The organism is Kitasatospora sp. HPM-01-4, assembly GCF_051374625.1.
Lineage (GTDB): Bacteria > Actinomycetota > Actinomycetes > Streptomycetales > Streptomycetaceae > Kitasatospora.
The window spans coordinates 732,388-758,852 of sequence record NZ_JBPQGP010000005.1; the positions used below are offsets into that span (position 1 = coordinate 732,388).

At 71.6% G+C, this 26,465-nt stretch carries 24 protein-coding genes and 1 riboswitch; of the genes, 12 read left to right on the forward strand and 12 right to left on the reverse strand.

Going from position 1 to position 26,465, the window contains the following annotated elements; genetic code table 11:
• Positions 1-30: 30 nt before the first annotated feature.
• The 3 genes from ACSMTC_RS03050 (at position 31) to ACSMTC_RS03060 (ending at position 2,740) form a co-directional block, all read left to right on the forward strand.
• Complete coding sequence (locus tag ACSMTC_RS03050) at positions 31-390, forward strand: DUF742 domain-containing protein (RefSeq protein ID WP_436558069.1); 360 nt, start codon at positions 31-33, stop codon at positions 388-390.
• Complete coding sequence (locus tag ACSMTC_RS03055) at positions 371-988, forward strand: GTP-binding protein (RefSeq protein ID WP_436558070.1); 618 nt, start codon at positions 371-373, stop codon at positions 986-988. Before ACSMTC_RS03050 ends, ACSMTC_RS03055 begins: the two co-directional genes overlap by 20 nt.
• Before the next feature lie 192 nt (positions 989-1,180).
• Positions 1,181-2,740 (forward strand): cytochrome P450, encoded by a 1,560-nt coding sequence (locus ACSMTC_RS03060; protein ID WP_436558071.1) that lies wholly within the window; start codon positions 1,181-1,183, stop codon positions 2,738-2,740.
• A 95-nt stretch (positions 2,741-2,835) separates the two neighbouring features.
• Here ACSMTC_RS03060 and nadE read toward each other — a convergent pair whose 3' ends face one another.
• Positions 2,836-3,666, reverse strand: a complete 831-nt coding sequence (nadE, locus tag ACSMTC_RS03065; RefSeq protein WP_436558072.1) for an ammonia-dependent NAD(+) synthetase — start codon at positions 3,664-3,666, stop codon at positions 2,836-2,838.
• A 359-nt stretch (positions 3,667-4,025) separates the two neighbouring features.
• Between nadE and ACSMTC_RS03070 the strand changes: the two genes are divergently transcribed.
• From ACSMTC_RS03070 to nicT, 3 genes are all read left to right on the forward strand, one after another.
• Complete coding sequence (locus ACSMTC_RS03070; RefSeq protein WP_436558073.1) at positions 4,026-5,072, forward strand: Dyp-type peroxidase; 1,047 nt, start codon at positions 4,026-4,028, stop codon at positions 5,070-5,072.
• Positions 5,069-5,884: a family 1 encapsulin nanocompartment shell protein gene (locus tag ACSMTC_RS03075; protein ID WP_436558074.1), complete on the forward strand. Its 816-nt coding sequence runs from the start codon at positions 5,069-5,071 to the stop codon at positions 5,882-5,884. The genes ACSMTC_RS03070 and ACSMTC_RS03075 overlap by 4 nt, the downstream gene beginning before the upstream one ends.
• 195 nt (positions 5,885-6,079) lie before the next feature.
• Positions 6,080-6,292, forward strand: a riboswitch (cobalamin riboswitch).
• Positions 6,293-6,324: 32 nt separating this feature from the next.
• Positions 6,325-7,431, forward strand: coding sequence for a Nickel transporter NicT (nicT, locus tag ACSMTC_RS03080; protein ID WP_436558075.1), 1,107 nt, complete (start codon positions 6,325-6,327; stop codon positions 7,429-7,431).
• A 67-nt stretch (positions 7,432-7,498) separates the two neighbouring features.
• Here nicT and ACSMTC_RS03085 read toward each other — a convergent pair whose 3' ends face one another.
• Positions 7,499-8,938, reverse strand: coding sequence for a short-chain fatty acyl-CoA regulator family protein (locus tag ACSMTC_RS03085; protein ID WP_436558076.1), 1,440 nt, complete (start codon positions 8,936-8,938; stop codon positions 7,499-7,501).
• 405 nt (positions 8,939-9,343) lie between these two features.
• Here ACSMTC_RS03085 and aceA point away from each other — a divergent pair, with 405 nt between their 5' ends.
• The 3 genes from aceA to ACSMTC_RS03100 all read left to right on the forward strand — a co-directional run bounded on the left by aceA (position 9,344) and on the right by ACSMTC_RS03100 (position 13,253).
• Complete coding sequence (gene aceA / locus ACSMTC_RS03090; RefSeq protein WP_436558077.1) at positions 9,344-10,636, forward strand: isocitrate lyase; 1,293 nt, start codon at positions 9,344-9,346, stop codon at positions 10,634-10,636.
• A gap of 105 nt (positions 10,637-10,741) precedes the next feature.
• Positions 10,742-12,355, forward strand: coding sequence for a malate synthase A (gene aceB / locus ACSMTC_RS03095; protein WP_436558078.1), 1,614 nt, complete (start codon positions 10,742-10,744; stop codon positions 12,353-12,355).
• Between the two features lie 28 nt (positions 12,356-12,383).
• Entirely contained in the window at positions 12,384-13,253 is an 870-nt protein-coding gene (locus tag ACSMTC_RS03100) for a 3-hydroxybutyryl-CoA dehydrogenase (RefSeq protein WP_436558079.1), read from the forward strand.
• Between the two features lie 16 nt (positions 13,254-13,269).
• Here ACSMTC_RS03100 and ACSMTC_RS03105 read toward each other — a convergent pair whose 3' ends face one another.
• Entirely contained in the window at positions 13,270-13,692 is a 423-nt protein-coding gene (locus ACSMTC_RS03105) for a DUF4190 domain-containing protein (RefSeq protein ID WP_436558080.1), read from the reverse strand.
• A gap of 373 nt (positions 13,693-14,065) precedes the next feature.
• Between ACSMTC_RS03105 and cobF the strand changes: the two genes are divergently transcribed.
• Positions 14,066-14,827: a precorrin-6A synthase (deacetylating) gene (gene cobF, locus ACSMTC_RS03110; protein ID WP_436558081.1), complete on the forward strand. Its 762-nt coding sequence runs from the start codon at positions 14,066-14,068 to the stop codon at positions 14,825-14,827.
• A 42-nt stretch (positions 14,828-14,869) separates the two neighbouring features.
• On the opposite strand, the gene ACSMTC_RS03115 is transcribed toward cobF, so the two are convergent.
• Positions 14,870-16,534, reverse strand: a complete 1,665-nt coding sequence (locus ACSMTC_RS03115) for a PLP-dependent aminotransferase family protein (RefSeq protein WP_436558082.1) — start codon at positions 16,532-16,534, stop codon at positions 14,870-14,872.
• Between the two features lie 173 nt (positions 16,535-16,707).
• On the opposite strand from ACSMTC_RS03115, the gene ACSMTC_RS03120 reads away from it, so the two are divergent.
• The gene (locus ACSMTC_RS03120; protein WP_436558083.1) at positions 16,708-17,208 is read left to right on the forward strand and encodes an Lrp/AsnC family transcriptional regulator; all 501 of its coding nucleotides are present in this window, start codon (positions 16,708-16,710) and stop codon (positions 17,206-17,208) included.
• Between the two features lie 21 nt (positions 17,209-17,229).
• Here ACSMTC_RS03120 and ACSMTC_RS03125 read toward each other — a convergent pair whose 3' ends face one another.
• Positions 17,230-18,138 (reverse strand): LysR family transcriptional regulator, encoded by a 909-nt coding sequence (locus tag ACSMTC_RS03125; protein WP_436558084.1) that lies wholly within the window; start codon positions 18,136-18,138, stop codon positions 17,230-17,232.
• Between the two features lie 70 nt (positions 18,139-18,208).
• Between ACSMTC_RS03125 and ACSMTC_RS03130 the strand changes: the two genes are divergently transcribed.
• Positions 18,209-18,805: a maleylpyruvate isomerase family mycothiol-dependent enzyme gene (locus tag ACSMTC_RS03130; protein WP_436558085.1), complete on the forward strand. Its 597-nt coding sequence runs from the start codon at positions 18,209-18,211 to the stop codon at positions 18,803-18,805.
• A gap of 138 nt (positions 18,806-18,943) precedes the next feature.
• On the opposite strand, the gene ACSMTC_RS03135 is transcribed toward ACSMTC_RS03130, so the two are convergent.
• The 7 genes from ACSMTC_RS03135 to ACSMTC_RS03165 form a co-directional block, all read right to left on the reverse strand.
• Positions 18,944-19,792 (reverse strand): hypothetical protein, encoded by an 849-nt coding sequence (locus ACSMTC_RS03135; protein ID WP_436558086.1) that lies wholly within the window; start codon positions 19,790-19,792, stop codon positions 18,944-18,946.
• 306 nt (positions 19,793-20,098) lie between these two features.
• Positions 20,099-20,530 carry a TIGR03668 family PPOX class F420-dependent oxidoreductase gene (locus ACSMTC_RS03140; RefSeq protein ID WP_436558087.1) on the reverse strand — a complete coding sequence of 144 codons (432 nt, stop codon included), beginning with the start codon at positions 20,528-20,530 and terminating at the stop codon, positions 20,099-20,101.
• A gap of 7 nt (positions 20,531-20,537) precedes the next feature.
• Positions 20,538-21,365, reverse strand: a complete 828-nt coding sequence (locus ACSMTC_RS03145) for an LLM class F420-dependent oxidoreductase (RefSeq protein ID WP_436558088.1) — start codon at positions 21,363-21,365, stop codon at positions 20,538-20,540.
• 426 nt (positions 21,366-21,791) lie between these two features.
• Complete coding sequence (locus tag ACSMTC_RS03150; protein WP_436558089.1) at positions 21,792-22,820, reverse strand: sugar ABC transporter substrate-binding protein; 1,029 nt, start codon at positions 22,818-22,820, stop codon at positions 21,792-21,794.
• Between the two features lie 37 nt (positions 22,821-22,857).
• A complete protein-coding gene (locus ACSMTC_RS03155) occupies positions 22,858-23,604 on the reverse strand; it encodes a FadR/GntR family transcriptional regulator (protein ID WP_436558090.1) in 747 nt (248 codons plus the stop codon).
• Positions 23,605-23,791: 187 nt separating this feature from the next.
• Positions 23,792-24,820, reverse strand: coding sequence for an ABC transporter permease (locus tag ACSMTC_RS03160; protein WP_436558091.1), 1,029 nt, complete (start codon positions 24,818-24,820; stop codon positions 23,792-23,794).
• The gene (locus ACSMTC_RS03165) at positions 24,807-26,378 is read right to left on the reverse strand and encodes a sugar ABC transporter ATP-binding protein (protein WP_436558092.1); all 1,572 of its coding nucleotides are present in this window, start codon (positions 26,376-26,378) and stop codon (positions 24,807-24,809) included. The genes ACSMTC_RS03160 and ACSMTC_RS03165 overlap by 14 nt, the downstream gene beginning before the upstream one ends.
• Between the last annotated feature and the right edge of the window lie 87 nt (positions 26,379-26,465).

Here is a 26,465-nt window from a genome sequence, read left to right on the forward strand (position 1 = left end):
GGCGGCCGCCGAGCGGAGCGGGGCGGGCGCATGAGTGCGGCCGACCAGGACTGGGACGAAGGCGCCCCCGAGCGTCTCTATGTGATCACGCGCGGCCGCAGCGGTCTGGCCGAGCAGACCACCTTCGACCTGGTCACGCTGGTCGTCTCCCGCTCGGAGCCGACGCCCATGATGCAGCCGGAGCACGCGGCGATCCTGCGTATCTGCGGCTCGCCGCTCTCCGTGGCCGAGATCTCCGCCTATCTGCGGCTGCCGGCGAGCGTGGTCGCCGTACTGCTGGCGGACCTCCTCGCCGAGGGACGGATCGAGGCCCGCGCCCCCGTCCCGCAGGCAGTCCTTCCCGACCGAGCCCTGTTGGAGGCAGTGATCCATGGACTTCAGAGGCTCTGAGACCGTGGTGGGGCCGCAGGCCGCGGACCTGCTCCCGGCCTCGGCCGCCGCGGCGGTCAAGGTGGTGATCGTGGGCGGCTTCGGCGTCGGCAAGACGACCCTGGTCGGTTCCGTGAGCGAGATCCGCCCGCTGACCACCGAGGAGACGATGACGCAGGCCGGCGCGGAGGTCGACGACACCGCCGGGGTCGAGCGCAAGACCTCCACCACGGTCGCGATGGACTTCGGCCGGATCAGCATCAGCGACCAACTGGTGCTGTACGTGTTCGGCACGCCCGGGCAGGAGCGGTTCTGGTTCCTCTGGAACGGCCTGTTCGAGGGAGCCCTCGGCGCGGTCGTGCTGGTCGACACCCGCCGGCTCGAAGTCAGCTTCGACGTGATCGGACGGCTGGAGGACCGCGGCGTGCCCTTCGTCGTCGCGACCAACGACTTCCCCGAGTCCCCGGCCTACCCGACCGAGGAGCTGCGGGCCGCCCTGGACCTGCCGCCCGAGGTGCCGATCATCGCGTGCGACGCCCGGACGCGCGAGTCCAGCCGGGACGTCCTGCTGACCCTGATGCGCTATCTGTACCAGCTCTCGGCCCCGCCCGTGGGGTGATCGCCGCCCCTGGCCAACCGCCGCTTGGCCAGGGCGACTTGGCGCCCGTCGCGCTCCACCCGCTGGCGCCCGGCCGGGACCCGGCCGACCACCGCCCGCCGATGGCGACCAGGCGCCGGCCGCACCGACGACGCCTCGCGACCACCTCCACCGCTCCCCCGACGACTGCCCCGCCCCGACCCCGGAGACACCGTGACCACCCCGTTCCCTGACGACGCCTCCCTCACCCCGCCGCCCGGGTGCCCCGCGCACGGGCTCGGCCCCAACGGCCTGCGGCGCCTGTACGGACCGGAGGCCGAGGCCGACCCGGCGGGCCTGTACGAGAAGCTGCGCGCCGAGCACGGCGAGGTGGCGCCCGTGCTGCTGCACGGCGACCTCCCGGCGTGGCTGGTCCTCGGCCACTCGGCGAACCTCGCCGCCATGCGCACGCCCTCCCGGTTCTCCCGGGACTCCCGCCGCTGGACCGCCTTCCAGAACGGCCTGGTCACACCGGACTCCCCGCTGATGCCGGTGATCGCCTGGCAGCCGCTGTGCGTGTTCGCGGACGGTGAGGAGCACAAGCGCCTGCGCGGGGCGGTCACCGACGGTCTGAACCGCTTCGACCGGCGCGGTGTCCGCCGCTACGTCACCCGCTACGCCGACCAGCTGATCCAGGAGTTCGGGCCCACCGGCCAGGCCGACCTGGTGGCCCAGTTCGCCGAACGCCTGCCGATGCTCGTCATGACGCAGCTGCTCGGGATGCCCGAGGACTACGGGCCACGGCTGGTCGACGCCGCCCGGGACCTGATGAAGGGCACCGAGACGGCCATCGCCAGCAACGACTACGTCGTGGCGACGCTGCGCCGGATGATGGAGCGCAAGCGGGAGGAACCGGGCCACGATCTCGTGACCTGGCTGATGCGGCACGACGCCGGGCTCACCGACGACGAGGTGCTGGAACACCTGCGGGTGGTGCTGCTCGCCGCGAACGAGACGACCGTCAACCTGATCGCGGACACCCTGAAGCTCGTCCTCACCGACCGGCGGTTCCGCGCCCACCTGTCCGGCGGCCACATGACCCTGGCCGACGCCCTGGACCAGGTCCTCTGGGACGCCCCGCCGATGTCGCTGGTAGCGGGCCGCTGGGCCACCGGCGACACCGAACTCGGCGGCCGGCGGATCAGGGCCGGCGACATGCTCCTGCTCGGTCTCGCGGCCGGCAACGTCGATCCGGCCGTCCGTCCCGACCCGTCGAAGCCGCTCTTCGGCAACCGCTCGCACCTGTCCTTCGGCAGCGGCCCGCACGAGTGCCCCGGTCAGGACATCGGCCGGGCCATCGCGGAGACCGGCATCGACATCCTGCTGACGCGCCTGCCCGACCTCCAACTCTCGGTTCCCGAGTACGAGTTGACCAGGACCTCGGCCTGGCTGTCCCGGCATCTGGTCGATATCCCGGTGGACTTCACCCCGCGGACGGCCAAGGCGGAGGCGGTGGTCTCCGAACCTGCCGAACCCGCCGATCCCACGACCGAGCCGGCGACGCCGTCCGCGGCGCCCGCTTCCGCAGCGCCTGCCGCCGCAGCACCCACGGCCGCAGCGCCCGTCGCCGAGCCTGCGGCCGCCGAGTCACCCGAGTCGGCCACCGTCGAGGCGCCCGCTTCCGCAGCGCCCGCCACGGAAGCGCCCGCGCCGGAACCCCCCGTCCCACCTGCCGCCGTCCGCCAGGAGCGACGCAGCTGGTGGGACGTCCTGACCGGGGTATTCCGGTCCTGACGAGGGCGGTCTGCCCCGATCCCCGACGCCGTGCCCGGCCGTTCCCGTGCGCTGCCGCTGCCCGGGAACGCTGCCCGGGAACGAGGGGGGCCGGCTCAGGGGGCGATCGGCAGCTGCCGCTTGTGTTCGGTGAGCCGGTAGCGGCGGACGATGACCTCGAAGGCGGCCTCACCGACCGGCTTGCCCTCCAGCAGGTCGTCGATGTCGTCGTAGGTGACGCCGAGCGCGTCCTCGTCGGGCTTGCCCGGGTCCAGTGTCTCCAGGTCCGCGGTCGGGGTCTTCCAGACCAGCTCGGACGGCGCACCCAGAGCCTGTGCCACGGCCCGTACCCGCCGCTTGGTGAGGCCGGTGAGCGGGACCACGTCGGCCGCGCCGTCACCGAACTTGGTGAAGAAGCCGGAGATCGCCTCGGCGGCGTGGTCGGTGCCCACCACCAGGCCTTCGTGCGCGCCCGCCACCGCGTACTGGGCGATCATGCGCTGCCGGGCCTTGATGTTGCCGTGCACGAAGTCCCGGTGGTGCGCGTCACGGAAGACCGTGCCACCGGCCGACACCGCCTCCATCGCGGCGTCGCCGGCGGGCTTCACATCGACGGTCAGGACCCGGTCGGGCCGGATGAACTCCAGGGCCAGCTGCGCATCCTTCTCGTCGGCCTGCACGCCGTACGGCAGCCGCATCGCGAAGAACGTAGCTTCCCGCCCGGCGGCACGGACCCGCTCGACCGCGAGCTGGCACAGCCGGCCGGCGGTCGTGGAGTCCACACCGCCGCTGATGCCCAGCACCAACGAGCGCAGGCCCGTGGAGGTCAACCGGTCGGCGAGGAAGGCCACTCGGCGTTCGATCTCCTGATGTGCGTCGAAGGACGGGCTCACCTGGAGATCCCGGGCGATCTCCTGCTGCAGGGATATGGACGCCGCGTCGGTCACGGTCGCTCCTCGGTCGGGCCCGTGGGCAGACTGGGCACGCGCCGCCGAGCCGGGGCCACAGACGCGCGTACGGGACGGAAGAACTCTAGAGGACGGCCGCGAAGTCCCATTCAGGGCGGGTGCGGGGGCGGCCGTCGGGCCTGCCGTCGCAGCGCTGGTCCACCGGTGGCAGCTGCCGCACCGGCCGCCTTATGGTGAGAGGGCGCCTCCGGCCGGGTCCGCTTCCCGCCGGTCGGCCGGCGCGTCCGCCCCGAGCCGGTGCTTCCGTCCCCGGGCCGGTGCGGAGCGCCCATCGGACAGGTGCCCGTCCCGGCCGCCTCTCCGTGCCCTGCTCACGACGACTGGGGAGGGGTGTCGCCATGGCCGTACTCTCCCGGGAGCCCGTACCGCAGCCGGTGCTGTCCCCGCTGACGGCGGCGGCGATCTTTCTGGTGGTGACGGTCGATCCCGGCGGTGAGCCGGTCGTACGAGGGCTGCTGTCCGATCTCTCCGGGCTGCAGCGGGCCGTCGGCTTCCGGGCGCCGAACGGGATGCTGAGCTGTGTCACCGGCATCGGGTCACAGGTCTGGGGACGGCTGTTCAGCGGGCCGCGCCCGGCCGAGCTGCACCCGTTCCGCGAGCTGGCGGGGCCTGGACACCGCGCCGTTTCGACGCCCGGTGACCTGCTGTTCCACATCCGGGCCGGACGGATGGACCTGTGCTTCGCGCTGGCCTCCCAGCTCATGGACCGTCTCCGCGGCGCTGTCACGGTATGTGACGAGGTGTATGGATTCAGGTACTTCGACGAGCGCGACCTCCTCGGCTTCGTCGACGGGACGGAGAACCCGGTGGGCCGGGCGGCGAGTGCGGCGGTCCTGATCGGCGACGAGGACCCGCGGTTCGCCGGCGGGAGTTATGTGATCGTGCAGAAGTACCTGCACGACCTCCCCGCCTGGGAAGCCCTTCCGACCGAGGCGCAGGAGCTGGTGATCGGACGTCGGAAGGCGACCGACATCGAGCTGGACGACGAGATCAAGCCGCCCGACTCACATGTCGCGCTGAACACGCTCGTCGATCCGGACGGGACGAAACACGAGATCCTGCGCGACAACATGCCCTTCGGCAGGGTGGGTGAGGAAGAGTTCGGCACGTACTTCATCGGGTACTCCCGATCCCCGGCGGTGACCGAGACGATGCTGACGCGTATGTTCCTGGGCGACCCTCCGGCCTCCCACGACCGCATCCTGGACTTCTCCACCGCGGTCACCGGTTCCCTGTTCTTCGTACCCACGGCCGACTTCCTCGACGGCCTTCCCGATCCGCCCGGCGCGAGCCACCGGGAGCCGGAGGCCGACCCGGCACCCGGTGTCCGGTCGCCGGCCGATGAGTCCCTGGGGATCGGCGACATGAAGAGGTCTCGACAATGAACAATCTGCACCGTGAACTGGCGCCCGTCTCCGCCGCCGCCTGGGACGACCTGGAGAACGAGGCGCGACGCACGTTCGAGCGCCATGTGGCCGCCCGCCGGCTCGTGGACGTCTCCACGTCAGGCGGTCTTCACCTGGCCGGGGTGGGCACCGGGCACCTGGAGGCGGCCGACGCCCCGGCCGACGGGATCATCGCCCACACCCGCCACTTCCAGCCGATCGTGGAGCTGCGCGTTCCGTTCACCGTCGACCGCGAGCAGGTCGACGACGTCGCGCGCGGCGCCAAGGACGCGGACTGGCAGCCGGTGATGGACGCCGCACGGCGGATCGCCTTCGCCGAGGACCGCGCGGTGTTCGAGGGCTACCCGGCCGCGGGCATCACGGGGATCCGTGAGAGCTCGTCAAATCCGCCCGTGAGGCTGCCTGTTGAGACACGCGACTACCCGAACAGCATCAGCCGGGCCGTGACCGAACTGCGGCTGGCCGGCGTTGGCGAACCGTACACGCTGGCGCTGAGCGCCGACGCGTACACCGCGGTCAGCGAGACGTCCGACTACGGCTACCCGGTCATCAAGCACCTCGCCCGGCTCCTGGACGGCGAGATCGTCTGGGCGCCCGCCATCGACGGAGCCTTCCTGCTGTCCACCCGGGGCGGCGACTTCGAACTCTGCATCGGCCAGGACGTGTCGATCGGCTACCTGTCGCACGACGAGCGGACCATCCGGCTGTATCTGGAGGAGACGCTGACGTTCCTGGTCCACACCGCCGAGGCCGCGGTGGCCCTTGTGTCGGGAGCACCGGGAACCGCGTGACGACCGGCGGCGACCGGACAGGTCCGGGTCGCACGCCCCGGGTCCGAGGACCTGGCGAGTCGCGGGCCGCGTCGGGTCAACTCCCCGACGCGGCCCGCGACTCGCCCTGAGTACGCCGTCGGTTCACTACCGTGCGCCGGTGATGTCGAACACATGCGCAGCTGAGCGGGCTTGTGCGCTGGTGATCCCGCCCCCTACGGTGACTGCTGCCGTGGTGTTCGGGAAGACCGGTGTCCTGTGCCTTGTCACAGGAAGTCCGGAGCGGCCCTCGCCACTGTGATCGGGGAGTCTCCGTACCGTCCCGCCGCGAGCCGGCGGGTGGTCACTGGGCGCTGTGCGTCCGGGAAGGCCGGGTGCGGAGGCGTTTGACCCGTCAGCCAGGAGACCGGCCACGGCACCGCTTGAGAACTGTCCACGAGGTGCTGGAGAGGCTGCCCGAAATGACCATGCCCAGAACCGTTGCCCCGGCGCCCGCCGCGGCCACCGCCGCCCCGTCACTGCGCTGGGAACGGAAGGACTGGATCCGCACCGGCGGACTGATGGCGGTGATCCTCGCCATGCACGTCACCGCCTTCGGCATCCTGATAGCGATGGTCGCCCCGCACCACTACGCCGTCGGCAACCAGGTCTTCGGCCTCGGCCTCGGCATCACCGCCTACACCCTGGGCATGCGGCACGCCTTCGACGCCGACCACATCGCCGCCATCGACAACACCACCCGCAAGCTGATGGCCGACGGCAAGCGGCCGGTGTCGGTCGGCTTCTGGTTCGCCCTCGGGCACTCCACCATCGTGGTGGTACTGGCCGGCCTGGTCGCCACCGGTGCCCATGTCGTCACCACGCTGACCAGCGACGACTCCAGCACCAAGCAGGTGCTGGGGGTGGTGTCCACCAGCGTCTCCGGCAGCTTCCTCTACCTGATCGCCGCCCTCAACCTGGTCTCCCTGGCCGGGATCTACCGGGTCTTCAAGGCGATGCGGGCCGGCGAGTTCGACGAGCACGAGCTGGAGAAGCACCTGGACAACCGCGGCTTCATGAACCGCATCCTGGGCCGGCTGACCAAGTCGATCAGCCGCCCCGGCCAGATGTACCCGATCGGCCTGCTGTTCGGCGTCGGCTTCGACACCGCGACCGAGGTCTCCCTGATGGTGATGGCCGGCTCGGGTGCCGCCGCCGGGCTGCCCTGGTACGCGATCCTCTGCCTGCCGCTGCTGTTCGCCTCGGGGATGAGCCTGTTCGACACGCTCGACGGCACCTTCATGAACTTCGCCTACCACTGGGCGTTCTCCAACCCGGCCCGCAAGGTCTACTACAACCTCACCATCACCGGCCTGTCGATCGCGGTCGCCTTCCTGATCGGCACCATCGAGCTCGTCGGTGTGCTGCACGACCAGCTGAACCTCACCGATCCGGTGACCGGCTGGATCTCCGGCATCGACCTGAACAACGTCGGGTTCATCATCGTGGGCCTGTTCGTGGTGGTCTGGGCCTGTGCACTGGCGTACTGGCGCCTGGCCAAGGTCGAGAGCCGCTGGCCCAGCCGCTGAGAAGGCCGTCGGGCCCACCCGTGCGCTCGCGCACGGGTGGGCCCTTCGCGTACCCGCTCCCCCGCCGTCACCGCACCTCGTCGCCGGTCGTCGGGCGGACCGGGTACGGGACGAAGGTGCTGGTGTGCTCGTCCACGGTGAGCGGGCGGCCGATCGGCGGAGCGGCCCGCTGCGGGCAGGCGGGGCGTTCGCAGGTCTTGCAGCCGAGGCCGATCGGGGCGGCGGCGCTCTCCTCGGTGAGGTCGAGGCCCGCGGAGTACACCAGCCGTGCGGCGTGGCGCAGTTCGCAGCCCAGGCCGACGGCGAAGGTCTTGCCGGGCCTGCCCCAGCCGCCGGGTGAGCGGGTGACGGCGCGGGCGGTCCACAGATAGCGCTGCCCGTCCGGCATCGCGGCGATCTGGACGTGGACGCGCCCCGGAGCGGAGAACGCCTCGTAGACGTTCCACAGCGGACAGGTGCCGCCGGCGCGGGAGAAGTGGAAGCCGGTCGCGGACTGCCGTTTGGAGACGTTGCCGGCCCGGTCGACCCGGACGAAGGAGAACGGCACCCCGCGCAGGCGGGGCCGTTGCAGGGTGCTGAGGCGGTGGCAGACGGTCTCGTAGCCGACGCCGAAGTGGTCCGCCAGGCGTTCGATGTCGTAGCGCGTCGCCTCGGCCTCGGCATGGAAGACGCGGTACGGCAGCACCAGGGCGGCGGCGAAGTAGTTGGCCAGGCCGATCCGCGTCAGGGACCAGGCGGTCGAGCCGTCCGGGCCGTCCTGGGCGGCGAGTTGGGACAGCAGGCCGTCGTGTTCCAGATAGGCGAGCTGAGTGGCCATCCGGAAGGCCTGCTGGCCCGGTCGCAGCCGGGAGGACAGGTGCAGCACCCGGGCACCGGCGTCGTAGCGGTGCAGCCGGTCGGGTCCGGTGCGGTCGTCATCGGTGGTGGCCAGGCGTACGCCGTGCCGGGTGGCGAGCCGCTCGGCCAGCACGCTGCGCACCTCACCGCGCCGCAGGCCGATGGCTTCGGCCAACTCTTCGGCCACGGTGTCGAGTTCGTGGATGTAGTTCCTCCGCCGGTAGAAGAACTCGCGGACCTCCTCGTGCGGGGTGCGGGTGCCTTCCGTACCCGGGAGGAGTCCGCGGTCGCCGGCCAGGACCGCCAGCTGTTCGGTGGTCTCCTGCTGGCTGCGCCGGAGGTCCAGCAGCACCCGGGCGACCGAGGGCAGGCGGGCGGCGAGGTCGTCCAGGTCACCGGCGGTCAGGCGACCGGCGGCGAGCTCGCCGCCGAGGCCCTCGCGCAGCTCGGCGGTCAGCCGGGCGGTGTCGGGCGGGGCGAAGTACCCGGCGTCGACGCCGAATGCCTCGGTGAGGCGGAGCAGTACCGGGACGGTGAGCGGGCGGGCGTCGTGCTCCAGCTGGTTGAGGTAGCTCGGTGACAGGTCGAGCATCCGCGCGAGCGCCGCCTGGCTGAGTCCGCGGTCCTCGCGCAGCCGGCGGAGCCTGGCACCGGCGAAGGTCTTGCCCATCGAACGGCCTCCGATCACATCCGGCCCGTATCCGGCCCGTCGGGTGGGTCCGGCCTTCGGGCCGTCCGGTCGTCCCGCAGCATAGCCGGACACCGCCGAGCCGATCATTCGCAACCTTCGCGGATTCACAGCGGAAGGTTCGCAGAAGTTGGCACCCGTCCACCGGTGACCGGACGTCAGGAAGCTGCCAGAGTCGGTGACGCGGCCGGGCGGAGCACCTCCGAAAGGGCCGGGCCGCCGGGCCGGTCATCCCCGGCGGCTCGCCGTCCGGGCGATGACGTCCCGCGGTTTCCCCACCGCCGCCCGGCGTACCCGGCCGCGCACCATCCGCGAGGCGAGTGGCATCACATCCTTCGCAACGAGTCAGCGAGACAACGAGTCAACGAGCATCCCCGGGAGCGGATCATGACGCAGTCGGTTCGGCGGCAGCAGGCGGAGCAGGCGGCACGGCTGGCCGCCCGATGGGCCACGGATCCACGGTGGGCCGGTGTGGAGCGCACCTACACCGCGGCGGAGGTGGTCCGGCTCTCCGGCACGGTCCGCGAGGAGCACACCCTGGCCCGGCGCGGTGCCGAGCGGCTGTGGCGGCAACTGCACGAGCAGGACTACATCCACGCGCTCGGCGCGCTGACCGGTGGTCAGGCCGTGCAGATGGTCAAGGCCGGGCTGCAGGCGGTCTACCTGTCGGGCTGGCAGGTCGCGGCCGACGCCAACCAGTCCGGGCAGACCTACCCGGACCAGAGCCTGTACCCGGCCAACTCGGTTCCGCAGGTGGTGCGCCGGATCAACAACGCGCTGCTGCGGGCGGACGAGATCGACGCCATCGAGGGCAATGACGGCCCCGACTGGCTGGTGCCGATCGTCGCGGACGCGGAGGCCGGGTTCGGCGGCCCGCTGAACGCCTTCGAGCTGACCAAGGGCATGATCGCGGCCGGTGCGGCCGGCATCCACTACGAGGACCAGCTCGCCTCCGAGAAGAAGTGCGGCCACCTCGGCGGCAAGGTGCTCGTCCCCACCGCCCAGCACATCCGCACCCTCAATGCCGCCCGGCTGGCCGCCGACATCGCCGACGTGCCGACCGTGATCGTGGCCCGTACCGACGCGCTCGCGGCCAACCTGCTGACCAGCGACGTGGACGAGCGCGACGCCCGGTTCTGCACCGGTGAGCGCACCGCCGAGGGCTTCTACCGGGTCGAGCCCGGCATGGCGCCGGTGATCTCGCGCGGGCTGGCCTTCGCCCCGTACGCGGACCTGCTGTGGGTGGAGACCGGCACCCCGGACCTCGCCCAGGCCCGCGAGTTCGCCGAGGCGGTCAAGGCCGAGTACCCGGACAAGCTGCTCGCCTACAACTGCTCGCCGTCCTTCAACTGGAAGGCCGCCCTCGACGACGACCAGATCGCCAAGTTCCAGCGGGAGCTGGGCGCGATGGGCTACCGCTTCCAGTTCATCACCCTGGCCGGCTTCCACTCCCTGAACCACTCGATGTTCCAGCTCGCGCGCGGCTACGCCGAGCACGGCATGACCGCCTACGTCGACCTGCAGGAGGCCGAGTTCGCGGCCGCCCCGGACGGCTACACCGCCGTGAAGCACCAGCGCGAGGTCGGTACCGGCTACTTCGACCTGGTCTCCACCGCCCTCAACCCGAACGCCGAGACGCTCGCCCTGGCCGGCTCCACCGAGGCCGAGCAGTTCCACTGACCACACCCGGCGGCCGCCCCGTGAAAGGGGAGCTCCACGGCCGCCGCCACCCGCCCGGGGCCTCGTTGAGGGGCGAGGCCCCGGGCCCCACCCCGAAGGACCGTGATGACACCCACCACCGGCCGTGTCCGGATCACCGGCGAACACGAGCCCCGCTTCGAGGAGATCCTCACCCCCGGGGCGCTGGCCTTCCTCGTCCGCCTGGACGACGCCTTCGCCGGGCGACGCACCGAGTTGCTCGCCGAACGCCGGCGACGAGCCGACGCGCTCGCCGCCGGCGGCACCCTGGACTTCCTCCCCCAGACCCGCGCCGTCCGGGAGGACCCCACCTGGCGGGTGGCCGGCGCGGGCCCGGGGCTGGCCGACCGGCGGGTGGAGATCACCGGCCCGCCCGAACGCCGGATGACCGTCAACGCCCTCAACTCCGGTGCGAAGGTGTGGCTCGCCGACTTCGAGGACGCCACCTCGCCCACCTGGCACAACATCGTCTCCGGCCAGCTCAACCTGCTGGACGCGATCGAGCGCCGGATCGACGACACCACCCCGGAGGGCAAGCGCTACCGCGTCGGCGACACCCCGGCCACCATCGTGGTCCGCCCCCGCGGCTGGCACCTGGACGAGCACCACCTGCTCGTCGACGGCCGCCCGGTCGCCGCCGCGCTGGTCGACTTCGGGCTCTACCTCTTCCACTGCGGCGCACGGCAGATCGAGCGCGGCAGCGGTCCGTACTTCTACCTCCCCAAGCTGGAGAACCACCTCGAAGCCCGGCTGTGGAACGACGTCTTCACCTTCGCGCAGGCCGAGTTGGGCATCGCGCACGGCACCGTCCGTGCCACCGTCCTGATCGAGACCGTCACCGCCGCGTTCGAGATGGACGAGATCCTCCACGAGCTGCGCGAGCACGCCGCCGGGCTCAACGCCGGCCGCTGGGACTACCTGTTCAGCCTGATCAAGAACTTCGCCGCACACGGCCGGAGCTTCGTCCTGCCCGACCGCGCACAGGTCACCATGACCCAGCCGTTCCTGCGCGCCTACACCGAACTGCTGGTGCGGACCTGTCACCGCCGCGGTGCCCACGCCATCGGCGGCATGGCCGCGGCCATCCCCCAGCGCGACCCCGACGCCAACGAGGCCGCCCTCGCCAAGGTGCGGCTCGACAAGGAGCGCGAGGCGGGCGACGGCTTCGACGGCTCCTGGGTCGCCCACCCCGGACTGGTCGCCACCTGCCGCAGCGTGTTCGACGGCGTCCTCGGCGACCGGCCCCACCAACTTGACCGCACCCGCGAGGACGTCGAGGTCACCGCGGCCGATCTGCTCGCCGTGCACCGCACCTTCGGCAATCCGACGCCCACCGGGCTGCGTTCGAACATCGCGGTCGCCCTGCGCTACCTGGTCGCCTGGCTGGGCGGCACCGGGGCGGTCGGCGTCTTCGGGCTGATGGAGGACGTGGCGACCGCCGAGATCGCCCGCTGCCAGCTCTGGCAGTGGCTCCACCACCGCTCCCGGCTGGTCGGCGGCGATCACGTCACCCCCGAACTGGTCCGCGCCCTGATCACCTCGGAGAGCGCGATCCTGCGCCGGCAGGGCAACGACCCCGAACTGGTCGACGCCGCCGTCCGCATCCTTCAGGAGACCGCCCTGGGCGAGCGGCTCCCGGCCTTCCTCACCGTCGACGCCTACGCCCGTTACCTGGTCAGGACCACCACACCGGCCGCCTGACCCGACCCACCGTCAGAAGGGCACGTCCTTGAACGACATCCGCCGTGTCGCCGTCGTCGGCGCCGGACAGATGGGCTCCGGCATCGCCGAGGTCTTCGCCCGCGCCGGCCTGGACACCATCGTCTGCGAAGCGGGACCGGACGCCCTGCGCGCCGCCCGCGGCCGGATCGACCGCTCCCTGCACCGCGCGGTCGACCGCGGCCGGCTCAGCGAGCAGGAGCGCACCGACGCCTGGGCGCACCTGCTGTTCGCCGACGACCTCGAAGCCCTCGCCGACCGCCAACTCGTCGTCGAGGCGGTCGTCGAGGACGAACGGGTCAAGACCGAGGTCCTCACCACGCTGGACAAGATCCTGGCCGACGAGCACGCCGTCCTCGCCACCAACACCTCCGCCATCCCCGTCACCCGCCTCGGCATCGCCACCGGCCGTGCCTCCCACGTCCTGGGCCTGCACTTCTTCAACCCCGCGCCCGTCATGCCGCTGGTCGAGCTGGTGTCCTCGCTGCACACCGACCCCGCCGTGCTGAACCGGGTGGAGAGCTTCGCCTCCACCGCCCTCGGCAAGCACGTCATCCGCTCCCGCGACCGGGCCGGCTTCGTCGTCAACGCGCTGCTGGTCCCCTACCTGCTCTCCGCCATCCGGATGGCCGAGGCCGGCCATGCCGGCCCCGAGGACATCGACGCCGGCATGGTCCACGGCTGCGGCCACCCCATGGGCCCGCTCCGGCTCGCCGACCTGATCGGCCTGGACACCGTCGAGGCGATCGCGAACTCCCTCTACGAGGAGTACAAGGAGCCGCTGTACGCCGCTCCCCCGCTGCTGTCCCGGATGGTCGAGGCCGGCCTGCTGGGACGCAAGACCGGCCAGGGGTTCTACGACCACACCGCGAGCGCCTGACCGGCCGGTTCGCCGGTCAGCCTCCGGTGAGCTGCTGGTGGACGCACTGCTGGTACTGATCGGTCCCGCGGTACTGCTCGCAGCTCTCCGCCTTGTGGGCGATCCAGACGGTGAAGACCACGAGCAGGATCGACACCACGATCGCGATGGACGACGTCACCACGCCCGCGATGGCCATGCCCCGGCCGGCGCCGACCCGCCTGGCCTTCGCCAGGGCGACGATGCCCAGGATCAGGCCGATGACGCCGAGCAGGCCGCCGATGAAGACCATCGAGGTGATCAGGCCGATGATGCCCAGCACCATGGCGGCCACGGCCAGGCCGTTGTTGCCGGCCGGGGGCTGCATGCCGTAGCCGGGGCCCTGAGGGTAGGGGGAATGCGGGTAAGCCCCGTAAGGGACGCCGTCGCCGGGCTGCTGCTGTGCATACGGATCTGACATCAGTGGTCGCCTCGTGATGACCGATGGATAATGTTGTGACAGCCCGGCCAGCATATATGATCACCCGTCATCCACAGCCGTGCCCGTTCCGCCGGATCGCCGACTCGTCCACCGCCTGTCCGGGTACGGTCCGTCGACGATCGATGAAGACGGGTACTTCAAAGAGCGTTCGGCAGCACGGTGCGGCCGGTCCTCAAGTCGGCTGTTTTAGCGGCTAGTTGTCGAGCAGGCCATGGACCTTCCCGCTGAACTCACCGGTGGCACAAGGGCGCTGGAGCCGGGGGCCGGCACGGGGCGCATCGCGCTGCCGCTCGCGTGCCAGGGCGTTTCCGGTTTACCGGAAAGCGGCGGCGGACCAGGCAGAATCATCGGTATGCGGCAGATCATCGTCATCGGCATCGGCGCGGGCGACCCCGACCACCTCACCCTGCAGGCGGTCAAGGCCATCGCCCGCACCGACGTCTTCCTCCTCCTCGACAAGAACGAGCAGCGCCAGGACCTCATCCGGCTGCGCCGGAAAATGATCGAGGACCACGCCCGGCCGGGCCACCGGATCGTCCAGGCCCCGGACCCCGAGCGCGACCGCACCACCGAGGCCTACGCGGAGGCGGTGGACGACTGGCGCCACCGCCGGGCCGGCCTGGTGGAGCGCCTGGTCACCGAGCAGGTCGGCCCCGAGGAGACCTGTGCCCTCCTGGTCTGGGGCGATCCGAGCCTGTACGACAGCGTCATCGCCGTCCTGGACCAGGTCCTGGCCGACGGCCGGACCACGTTCGGCTACGAGGTCGTACCGGGCGTCAGCAGCGTGTCGGCCCTCGCCGCACGCCACCGCACCACCCTCACCCGGGTCGGCCGGCCGCTACACATCACCACCGGCCGCCGCCTGGCCGCCGAGGGCTTCCCCGCCGACTCGCAGGACACGGTGGTGATGCTCGACGGGCAGGCGGCCTTCACCGGGCTCGACCCTGAGGGAGTCCACATCCACTACGGCGCCTACCTCGGCACCCCCGACGAGATCCTGGCCGCCGGCCCGCTGGGCGAGACCGCCCCGCGGATCGCGGAGCTCCGGCGGCAGGCCCGCGCCCGCAAGGGCTGGATCATGGACACCTACCTGCTGCGCCGCACGGACGGCTGACCGCTGACGTTCCGGCACGGTCCGCGGGGCCGTGTCGGAACGTCACGGCAGCCGGGTGGGCAGGCCCAGGACGGCGGGGTCCTCGGCGAGCTCCGCCAGCAGGGCGTCCAGCTTCGTCCGGTCGACCGAGGACATCAGGAAGACGTGCACATAGCTGCGGCGGGTGGACTCGTCGCCCGGGACCATCAGCACGTCCTGGGAGGACAGCGACCACTTCGCCACCAGCTCGGGGCTGGGCTTGCGGAACCGCACCGTGATCGCGCCCGGGGTGCGCGCCGGCCAGAGCTCGACGCCCAGCTCCAGCTCCATGGCCCGCAGGCGCCGTTCCAGGTAGTCGGCCAGTTCCTGGGCGCTGCGGATCCGGTCCACCTGGTCCTGGTAGGAGTGCCGCGACAGGTGGTCCCACAGGACCAGCGGGGAGAACCCGTTCCTGGACCCGGCGAAGGTGGTGTCCGGCGCGCCGATGTAGTCCGGCTGGGACGGCGGCGAGATCTGGTACTTGACCTTCGTCATGTAGATGCCGCACGGCCACGGTGCGCCGGGCCACTTGTGGCCGCTCATCGCGATCGAGGAGACCATGTCGAGGTCGCCGAACTCCCGGGTGGGCAGGGTGAGTCCGAAGTCGTACTCCGGCAGCTCCACTTCGGGCCTCCAGCCGTACGCCGGGTCCTGGGAGGCCATCCGCACGAACGGCGCGTACCCGGCGCCGAGGGCGCCGTCCACGTGGATCCAGAAGCCCCGGCGCAGGTCGACCAGCGGCTCACCGGTGTGCGGGTCCGTGCCGTAGACCACCTCGCGCTGGACCAGGCCGTACTTCTCGAAGATCGGCAACAGGCGTTCGCAGACCTTCCGGACGTCGTCGTGGGCGCCCTTGAAGGTGCTGCCGAGGTTGAGGTTGACGAAGACCGGGTGCCCGTTCGCGGCGAAGAACTCGACCAGCACCGCGAGGGCGTCGACGTCGATCTCGCCCGGGCCGTCCCAGGACCGGCCGGAGGGGCCGGGGCGGGAGGGCACCTCGGTGGGCCACTCGCGGCTCCCCGTGGCGGGGTCGACCAGCGGGCACTGGCCCGGGTACTTCTCCTGGCCGACGGCGTGGAAGGTCTCGACGGCCAGCACCCGGACCGCCTTGGCGAAGGAGTAGTGGGTGTCCTCGGAGTAGAACGCCACCGGGCGGTGGGCGTTGGGGTTGCTCCGGTCGGGCGCGGCCTGGACGTACCGCAGGGCGTCGAACGGGGCCGTCGGCGGCTGTATCAGCGCCTTGCCGCTCAGGTAGTCCCGGGCGTTCCAGAGCGCGTACATGTTGCCCTCGGTCGAGCCCATGGACAGCATGTAGCCCCAGTACGACTCGGGGTCGGCCGCGTCGTAGGGCCGCTCGGCGTTCCACAGTGCCGCGTAGTAGTCGAGTACCGCGCGCTCGACGACCTTGGTGTTCGGCTTGTAGCCGCCGCTCTGGAACGGGTCGCCGAGGTTGTTGATGTTGTTCGGCATGAACCGGGCCAGGTCCAGCGCACAGCCTTGCATGTCCTGGGTGGCCTGGTAGCCGACCAGGTGGCGGCGCTTCCTCGTCAGGTACTCGTCCACCGTGTCGAGGACGCGCAGGCGCCGGGCGTCGTCCAGTCCGCTCGCGGGGAGCGCGAAGTCGCGGCCGTCCAGCTCGGGGCCCGGGTCGACGGTGGGCGCGGCGGCGAAGGTGGCGGTCGGACTCATGGGTGCGGTACTCCGGGGTCACTGGTCGGCCGGTCCGCAGAGCGGGGAACGGCGGAGGGGCGTTCGCCGCTCGCGGCCAGGATGGAACTTCTCGACGGTCTGCGGAAGGCCCTCCGAACAGAATTCGGTGCAGCGGCGTTCCGTCTTGCGAATCGACGGCATCGATGAGGATCATGGGGGACGTGCCGAATAATCCGCAGGCCCGCCGGGGGCCGATCGACGACGTGGACCGGGCGATCATCCGCGCCCTCACCGAGAACGCCCGGGTGCCGAACAACGCCCTCGCCGAGGCGGTGGGCATCGCCCCCTCGACCTGTCTGGCCCGGGTGCGCGCGCTGCAGGAGCGCGGGATCATCCGCGGGTTCCGGGCGGAGGTCGACCCCGCCGCGATCGGACTGCCGCTGCAGGCGATGATCTCGGTCCGGCTCCGGGCGCACACCCGTGAGCAGAACGAGAGCTTCCGGAGTACGGCCCCCGACCTGCCCGGCGTCCTGGCGGTGTTCCACATGGCGGGATCCGACGACTACCTGCTCCACGTCGGCGTCGCCGGCCCCGAGGCCCTTCGCGACTTCGTCGTGGACAACCTCACCACCCATCCGGCAGTGGCGCAGACCCGGACCAACCTGATATTCGAGCAGCTGGTCGGCCGCCGGTATCTGGCGCCGGGGCGGTGACCGCGAGGCGGCCGGCGGCGGTCAGACCGGCGGGAAGGCCTTCCGCATGCGCGCGAGAAGGGCACCGGCCGCCGGGGTGACGGGGCCGTTCGCCGGCCAGGCGAGGGCGATCCGGCCGCGCAGGCGGGGGGCGGTGACGGGGAGGGTGCGAAGGCCCAGCGCGGCCGCCGCCTCGGGCGGAACCTCCGGGAGGACGGCCACCCCCAGGCCGCGGGCGGCAAGGCGTGCCAGCAGGGTCGGCGAGGCCCCTTCGAAGGCGATCCGGGGCCGCAACCCCGCCTGCGCGCAGGCGCGTTCGAGCACCCCGCGCAGGCCGGTGCCGCGCGGAAGGCTGATCAGCGGCCGGCCGGCGAGCTCGGCCAGCGGGATCCCGGTCCGGCCGACGGGTGTGAGCAGCGGGTCGTCCGGGGCCATGGCGGCGACCAGCGGAGTGTCGATGACGACCTGGAGGCTGACACCCGGCGGAGGGTCCTCGTCGGTGAGGCCGACCACGGCGAGGTCGAGTTCGCCCCGGCGCAGGGCGGCGAGCATCCGCTCCGAGGTGTCCTCGGTGAGCGCCGTCTCGACCTGAGGGTGGTCGTCGTGGAAGTCGGCCAGCAGGGCGGCCACGTCGAACTCGTCGGTGGCCGCGCCCGAGACGAGGCCGATGGTGACCTGTCCGCGGACCAGCCCGGCGAACTCGTCCACCGTCTGCCGCAGCCCGTCGACGGCCGCGAGTGCCGCCCGCGCGAAGGGGAGGACCGCCTCGCCCACGGCGGTCGTGGTCACCGTCCGGCCGGAGCGGTCCAGCAGAGGAAGCCCGAGCTCCCGCTCCAGCTGCCGGATCTGGGCGCTCACCCCCGGTTGCGCGAGATGGAGACGGGCGGCGGCGCGGGTGAAGTTGGCCTCCTCGACGACGGTGAGGAAGTACTGCAGCTGACGAAGCTCCATAAGCGGTGATTCTAGTTGTGAGAAGTGCCCGCTGTTGGACTTCTGACGGTCGGCCGGACAGGCTTGGATCATGGATAGTGCGACGGTGGATGTGAGTGCGGCCATCGCGGCCGAGCGGCGGGAACTCGCCGATGTCCTGGACAACTTGACAGAGAGTCAGTGGAATTCGCCGTCCCTGTGCGACGGGTGGCGGGTGCGGGAGGTCGCCGCCCACATGAGCACGGGGTTCCGGTACTCCTTCGGGAGGACCGCGCTGGAGCTCGCCCGGGCGGGCGGCAGCCTCCACCGGATGACCGACCGCCTCGCGCGCCGCGACGCCGCCGCCCTGTCCCCGCGCGAACTCGCCGCGGCGCTGCGGGACAACGCCCGTCACCCCTGGACACCGCCGGTCGGCGGGGTGACGGCGGCGCTCGGGCATGACGTGGTCCACGGCCTGGACATCACCGTCGCGCTCGACCTCGGGCGGCAGGTCCCCGAGGAACACCTGCGGATCGTCCTGCAGGCCGTCCGGCCGCGGACGCTTCGCTTCTTCGGGGCGGACCTCGAAGGCGTCGAGTTGCGGGCCACCGATCTGGAGTGGTCGTACGGCACGGGTACCCCGGTGGTCGGCCCCGCTCAGGAACTTCTGCTGCTCGCGTACGGGCGCAAGCCCCGCCGGGGCGCATAGGCAACCGCCTACAAGGCCGATCCGCTCCCCGCCCCGTGCGGTGTGACGCTCGCGCCGTACGCCCGGTCCGGCTGCCCGGTGCCTCGGACGGCGCCGAACCGTATGAGCCGCCCTCGGCGCTCGCGGGACCGGGTGCCGTCAGTCAGGGCGGGTGGGCAAAGTCAGGTCGGGTCGTCGGTCGCGCTCAAGGGAGTCGGGGCACTCTCCGGTACCCGGCCGGCCGGAGAACCGGTCGGCCACCGCCGCGGTACCGGGCCGGCCGCCCACCCAGGACGAGAACGTCGCACCGGTGAATCCCACGGTCACACAGACGAGCGCCGCCAGGGCGGAGAACGGGCTCTCGGCGGCGTCCTCGCCACCGGTGGACAGTACCTGCGCCATGTCGCGGCCGTTGTCGGCCAGCCAGGCCAGCCCCACCGCGGATGCCACCGACATCAGCAGGAGCCCCAGCCTCAGCAGGCCCGGCGGCACGTCCCACGCACGGCGCCCTATCAGCAGGCTGAGTACTCCCAGGCACCAGACGCCGTACACGGTGAACAAGGCGATGTACCCGAGCAGGATCGGCCGACCCGTGCCGTGCACCGTCACCTCGTCCCCGACCCGGGTGACGCCGGCGGCGAGGTAGGCGACGATCTCCAGCACGACCACGACCCCGAGCAGCACGGCCTGGCGCCGTACCGCGGTCCGCGCGCGCCCGGGAGCGTTCAGGCAGTGCGCCATCATCGCCAGCGAGCCCGCCGAGACCAGCTTCAGCTGGTCGCCGATCAGCGTGAGGAGGTCGGGCAGAGGCGGCAGATGACGCACCGCCACCGCCGTCGCCGGAGCGGTGACCGCCATCGCCGTACCTATGCACAGGCCGAAGACATAGGCGAAGCGCACCGCGGGATCGTTTCCGCGGTGGCGGTCGAGCCGGGCCTTCAACCCGGTCCCGGCGATGGCGAGTCCGCAGGTGAGATAGGCGGCCGCGCTCGCCAGCTGATCACCCATGCCGGGCGCCGCCTCGCCGAGGGGAACGGCCGGGCGCCGTCTGCCACTTCCGCGTCCTCGTCGTGTCGGCGGCGATGGACCGACATCGCTTCCAGACCGTCTCGCCCACGTTCCCTCCCCGGCTCTTCGGTCCTGCTCGCGTGATCCTAGAGGCCGGGAAGAAGGGGCGAAACCCCGTCCGCCCCAGGGGCCCGGGCCGGTGATCGCCGCAACCGCCGCGGAGCCGGTCCGCCGGTGGGCGAGCGTCTGTGTCCGCTCACCGCACACCGCCCCCGCGGTGCGGCCGGGCCGCCCCCGCAGCCGCCGTCAGTCCGGGCGGGCGCACCAGCCGAGCCAGCGCCGGACGGTGACCTGGATGACGGTGCCCTCCGGCGGCAGATCCGCGTACTGCGGGTACTTGGCGGTCAACCAGCCGACGGCGGCGGCGTGTTCGGCCGCCGCCGGGTCGGGCAGCAGCCGGGCCTCGCCGTCGGCGCGGGCCCACCACAGGAGCTGCCAGTCCTCGTCCCAGTGCTCCACCAGCAGGCAGACCTCCGGGTTCGCCGCGATGTTCGCCAGCCGCTTCAGCCGCAGGGTGCGTTTGGGCTTGCGGTCGACGGCGGTCACCACCAGGTCGCCGGCGGCGGCGAAGGTCACCGGTACCAGGTGCGGACGGCCGCCCTGGTCCACGGTGGCCAGCACCGCGAACCGGGCGGCCGTGAACCGCCGCCGGGCCTCCGCCGCCGTCAGCTCGGGCACGGGCGGATCAGCGGCGCGCGGCCGCGAGTTCGGCGAACCGGTCGAGCAGCGGCAGGGTCTGGTCCTCGGGCAGAGTCGGGAGCCCGAACAGCAGCCCGGCGACACCGAGTTTCAGGTACTCGTCGACCTGCCTCTCCTCGGGCGGCACCGCGTACACCATCACCTGCTTGTCGGGCCCGGCCACCCTCCGCATCTCCTCGATCCGCTTCGCCAGTTGCCCGGGCGGGAGGCCGACCGCCAGCCAGCCGGTGCCGTACTCGGCGACCCGCCGGAAGGTGTGCGCGCTGTCACCGCCGATCCAGATCGGCGGGTGCGGCCTCTGCACCGGCTTGGGCCAGCAGTACGACGGTTCGATGTGCACCAGCTCGCCGTCGAAGGAGGCGACCTCCTTGGTCCACAACTCCCGCATGGCGCGGATCCGTTCGTCCATCAGCCTGCCGCGGGTGCGCGGATCGGTGCCGTGGTTGCGCATCTCCTCCAGGTTCCAGCCCGCGCCGACGCCGAACTCCGCCCGCCCGCCGGAGATCAGGTCGAGGGTGGCGACCTCCTTGGCGGTGGTGATCGGGTCGCGTTCGATCACCAGGGCGATCCCGGTGCCCAACCGCAGCCTGCTGGTGACGGCCGCGACCGCGGCCAGGGCCAGGAACGGGTCCAGCGTGCGGTAGTAGACCCGCGGCAGGTCCCCGCCCATGGGGTACGGGGTTTCCCGGCTGACCGGGATGTGCGTGTGCTCGGCCAGGAACAGCGAGTCCAGCCCGCGTTCCTCCAGCGCGCGGCCGAGTGCGACCGGTGCGATGCCCTCGTCGGTGACGAAGGTCGAGACCCCGAAGTGCATCGGCGTCATCCTTTCAGGCCTGGTTCCGGCGCCGGCTCCACGGCGGTCGGCGCGCTCGCCTGCCCGCCACCGCCAGTGTCGGCGGGCTCGCCGTCCGCCGCCAGTAGGCACCCGCCCCGTGCGGCCGACCGGGTTAGGCCGTCGCCGTGCTTCGCCACCGCCCGCCTCCGCGCCGAGACCGCCACGGCGGGGCCGGTTCCCGCACTACCGGCCCCGCCACGGTGGTCAGGCCCATCGGGCGCCGACGGCGGGCGTCTGCCCTGCTTCGCCGTCGGCGCCCGCACCATGACGGTCGCGGCCCTGGAGCCACGCCACCGCCGAACCGCCTCCGGCAGGTCCCGCCGGGTCGGAGGGCGTCGAGGGTTCCCGCCGGAGATCCGGTGCACTGCCCGCTCCGTGGCCGGAGTCAGCCGCGCACGGGCCCGGTCACTTGGCGATGTTGTTGCCCCACAGGCTCTTGTCGTCGACGTTGTCCTTGGTGACCAGGGGTGCCGGGAGCTGGTCCTCCAGGCCGTTGGGCAGGGAGATGATGGTGGAGTTGTGGTCGGTGGGCCCGGTGTGGAAGGACTTGTTCTCGGCGGCGGCCTGTGCGTAGTAGATGGCGTACTTGGCGTACAGGTCGGCGGGCTGGGAGACGGTGGCGTCGATGCTGCCCTTGCGGATCGCGTCGAGCTCCTGCGGGATGCCGTCGTTGGAGACGATGGCGATGTGGCCGGACTGCCCGGCGGGCTTGAGCAGTCCCTTCTTCTGCAGGAGATCGAGGGTGGGCTGCAGGAAGACGCCGCCGGCCTGCATGTATATGCCGTTCAGGTCCGGGTTGGCGGCGAGCGTGCTCGCCAGCTTGGTCGCGGCCACGTCGCCCTTCCACTCGGTGGGGAGCTCGATCACCTGGATGCCGGGGTACTTGCTCTTCATGCAGGCGGCGAAGCCCCGGCTCCGTTCGTAGGCGTTGATCGAGGTGAGTGCGCCCTGGAGTTCGGCGACCTTGCCCTTGCCGCCGAGCTGCTTGCCCAGGAACTCGCAGGCCTTGGTGCCGTACGCGACGTTGTCCGCCCGGACGACCATGTACACCTCGCCGTGCTCGGGCTCGGTGTCGACACTGACCGCGTTGATCCTGTGGGCGAAGAGGTCGAAGAAGATCTCCTCGGTGTGCTGCGTCGACTGCGGCGCGAACACCACGGCCTTGGCGTTGGCCTTCTCGAACTCCCTGAGGTTGGCCCTCATCTGGGCGTCGTCGTTGTGGGACTCGGTGACCTTCACGGTGTTCAGCCCCTGGCTGGCGAGGCCCGCCTTCAGGTACGCGGCGTACGACCGCCAGAAGTCGGAGTCGTCACGCGGGAGGTCGATACCGATGGCCGTCTTCGCGTCTCGGGTTCCGGCGCCGGAGGAATCGTCCGTGCAGCCTGTCAGTGTCCCGGCGATCAGGACGGCTCCTGCTGCCGTACCGGTAACCATAGCCCGGGACTTGCCGTGATGCATTGTTGACCCTTCGTCATGGGAGAGGTGGTGTCGCGGGAGAAGCCGTGGAGGTGCTGCGGTCCAGCCACTCCTCCACGGCTGCGACATGGACGGCTGCCGCGGATGCGGCAAGCTGGGCATCGCGGGCGGCGAGCGCACCCAGGATGGCCTGGTGTTCCCGGCACGTCCTGGCACGGGCGGGGGCGTCGCGGGTGCCGCGCACGATGCGCAGGCGCTGGGTGTGGGTGGACAGAATCCCCAGCAGCGTGGACAGCACCGGATTGCCGACGGAGTCCACGATGATGCGGTGGAACTCGATGTCCAGCTCGACGAACCTCTCGACGCTGATGTCCCCCATCGAGCATTCGAGGATCCTTCCGAGATCGGCCAGTTGATCCGAGGTCAGCTGACCCGCCGCCAGGGCTGTCGCCTGCGGTTCCAACAGCCGTCTTACGTGCAGGAGCTGCCGGGCGCTCTCGCCGTCGGAGACGTCGGAGGCGAAGGCCATCGTTTCCATCAGCAGATGGGGCTCCAGACTGGACACGTAGGTGCCGGCTCCCTGCTTCGGGACCAGGATGTGCATGGCGGTCAGCGCTCGGACCGCCTCCCGGAGGGAACTGCGCGACAGGCCCAACTGCTCGGCCAGGACGGACTCGTTCGGCAGCCGGGAGCCGGGAGCGAGCCTACCGGAGACGATCATATTCTTGATCTTTTCGATCGCCAGATCGGTGACCGCGGTCGGGATCGCCTTCCGGGCACCGGGGTTTGGATGTCCGCTCATGGCAGGAGCTCCTCATCGGCGGGGGTCGGACGACGGACGGTACATACAGGTCTGCGGCGCGCCGCCCGTGGCCAGGGCCTGTCCGACGACTCGCGCGCCTGGCGGGAATCGTCGGACAGGCCCCAGGACCTCGGGCGGCGGCGCCGCGCGGCTGGGAGATTCGAACTCTGGCCCTCGGCCGAGACCGCTACTCCTGCTTCTCGCCGGAGGCGAATCGGGAGACGATCAGCGCGAGGATGATGATCACGCCGTTGAGGAACTGGTTCCACAGCGGCGGCACACCGGCCAGCGTCATCACGTTGACCACCAGTTGGAGGGTCAGGACACCGGTGAGCGCACCGAAGAGGGTGCCCCGCCCGCCGTTGAGGCTGACGCCACCGATCACGGTAGCGGCGAAGACCTGGAAGATCCAACCGCTGCCCTGGTCTGCGGAGATGGAACCGTAGTGGCCGGCGTAGAGGATTCCGGCGAAGGCCGCGAGCACGCTGCCGAGGATGAGCACGGCCCAGGTGATCCGGTCCACCCGGATCCCGGCGGCGCGCGCCGCCTCGGCGTTGCCGCCGATCGCGTACAGCGCCCGGCCGTGCCGCAGCCAGGCCAGCGCGGAGCCCCCGAGCAGGAAGAGCACGGCGCAGATCCAGATGGCCGCGGGAGCGCCCAGCCAGGAGGCGCTGCCCAGGTACCTGAACGATCCGGGGAGATTGATGATCGACTGGCCCTGGGAGATGGCGACCTGCAGACCCCGCAGCAGGGTGAGCCCGCCGAGGGTGACGATGAAGCCGTTGAGGCGCAGCTTGAGGATCAAAAAGCCGTTGACGGCGCCGATGAGAGCGCCCGTCAGCAGGCAGAGCGGGATGGCGGCCCATCCGGGGAAGAGCCCGAGTCCGTTGAACCGGGCGCCGTGGTCGGGTAGGACGAGCCAGACCGCGATGACCGGCGCCACGCCGATGGTGGACTCCAGGGAGAGGTCCATCCGGCCGGCGATCAGGATCATCGCCTCGGCGAGGACCAGCAGGCTGAGTTCGGTCGCCTGCTGGCCGACGCCCAGGAGGTTGTCGGCGGTGAGGAAGGCCGGGGAGACGGCGAAGCCGATGATGCCGAGTACCAGGAGGACCGGCAGCAGGGACAGGTCGCGGTAGCGGGCGAGGTCGAACCGGCGGCCGCCCGGCCCCGCGGTGGCGACGGCGCTGTGCTCGCTGAGTTCAGTGGTGGCCATGGCTTTCCTTCGTGTCAGGTACGTCGGCTCCCTCGGGTGCGTCGGCCACGCCTTCCATGGCGGCGACCAACTGTTCGTCGCTCCAGCCGCGGTCGAACTCCGCGACGACCCGGCCGTGGAACATGGCCACGACCCGGTCGCAGACCCGCAGGTCGTCGAGTTCGTCGGAGACGATCAGGGCGGTCTTCCCCTCGTCCGCGACCTGGCGGACGGTGCCGAGCAGGGACTCCTTGGACTTGATGTCGACGCCGTTGGTCGGACGGATGGCGACCAGGACGTGCGGTCGGGTCGCCAGGGCGCGGGCGATGACGACCTTCTGCTGGTTGCCGCCGGACAGCGCCGATACCGGGGTGGCCGGTCCGGGGGTCTTGATGTCGAGGTCGGCGATCACGCGCTGGGCGAAGGCCCGGGTGCGCGAGGGCAGTACCGTGCCGCACGGGCCGAGCTGGCCGGTGACGGTGAGCGTGGCGTTCTCGGCGACGCTGCGCTGCGGGACCAGGCCCTGGATGTGCCGGTCCTCGGGTACGAAGCCGACGCCGGCGGCGAGTGCGGCCGGGACCCTGCCGGTACGGACGGGCCGGCCCGCGACGGTGATCGTGCCGCCGCGCGGGCGGTGCAGGCCGGCGACGGTCTCACCGAGCTGGACGTTGCCGCTGGCGGTGGCCCCGGCGAGGCCGACGACCTCACCGGCCCGGGCGTTCAGCACCACGTCCTGGTAGACGCCGGGCAGGGTCAGGCCGTCGATCTCCAGCAGCCGGGGGGCGTCGGCGGCCACCGGGGCGGTGGCGGCTTCGGCGGCCCCGGCGGTGCCGGCCCGCTCGCCGGTCATCGCCTCGACCAGGGCGTGCTGGTCGAGTTCGGCCACCGGGGCGGTGACGATGTGCCGGGCGTCGCGGTAGACGGTGACCGTGCTGCAGAGGTCGTAGACCTCCTTGAGGTGGTGCGAGATGAACAGGAAGGCGACGCCCTGCTCCTGGAGTTCCCGGAGCTTGGTGAACAGCCGCTCGATGCCCCTGGCGTCGAGTTTGGCGGTGGGCTCGTCCAGGATGATGAACCGGGCGCCGAAGGACAGTGCCCGGGCGATCTCGACGAACTGCCGCTGTTCGACCGTCAGATCCTCGGCGCGCGCGGTCGGATCGACCTCGACGCCGTACTCGGCGAGCAGGTCGCCGGCGCTGCGGCGCAGCCGCCGCCAGCTGATGGGGCGGAGGCTGCCGCCGCTCTGGCGGTCGAGGAAGAGGTTCTCGGCGACGGTCAGCGCGGGGATGATCGTGGAACGCTGGTAGACGCAGGCGACCTTGGCGCGCCAGGCGTCGGTGTCGCCGTGGGCGGGGGCCGGTTCGCCGTCGAACCTCAGGGTGCCGGTGTCGGCGGCCTGCAGGCCGGTGAGGATGGAGACGAGGGTGGACTTGCCCGCGCCGTTGCGGCCGACCAGGGCGTGCGATTCGCCGGGGGCGACGGAGATGCGGGCGTCGCTCAGCGCGACGGTGGCGCCGAAGCGCTTGCTGATCCCATCGGCCTCGACGACAGGGCTCCTGGGGGGACTGGAGTCCGCCATGGCGGGGGTCCTTTCCGCTGGATGGATCGGCGAGCGGCGGTACGGGCCGCGGACGGCGGCCGGCCGGGGCCGCCGTTCACCGGTCGG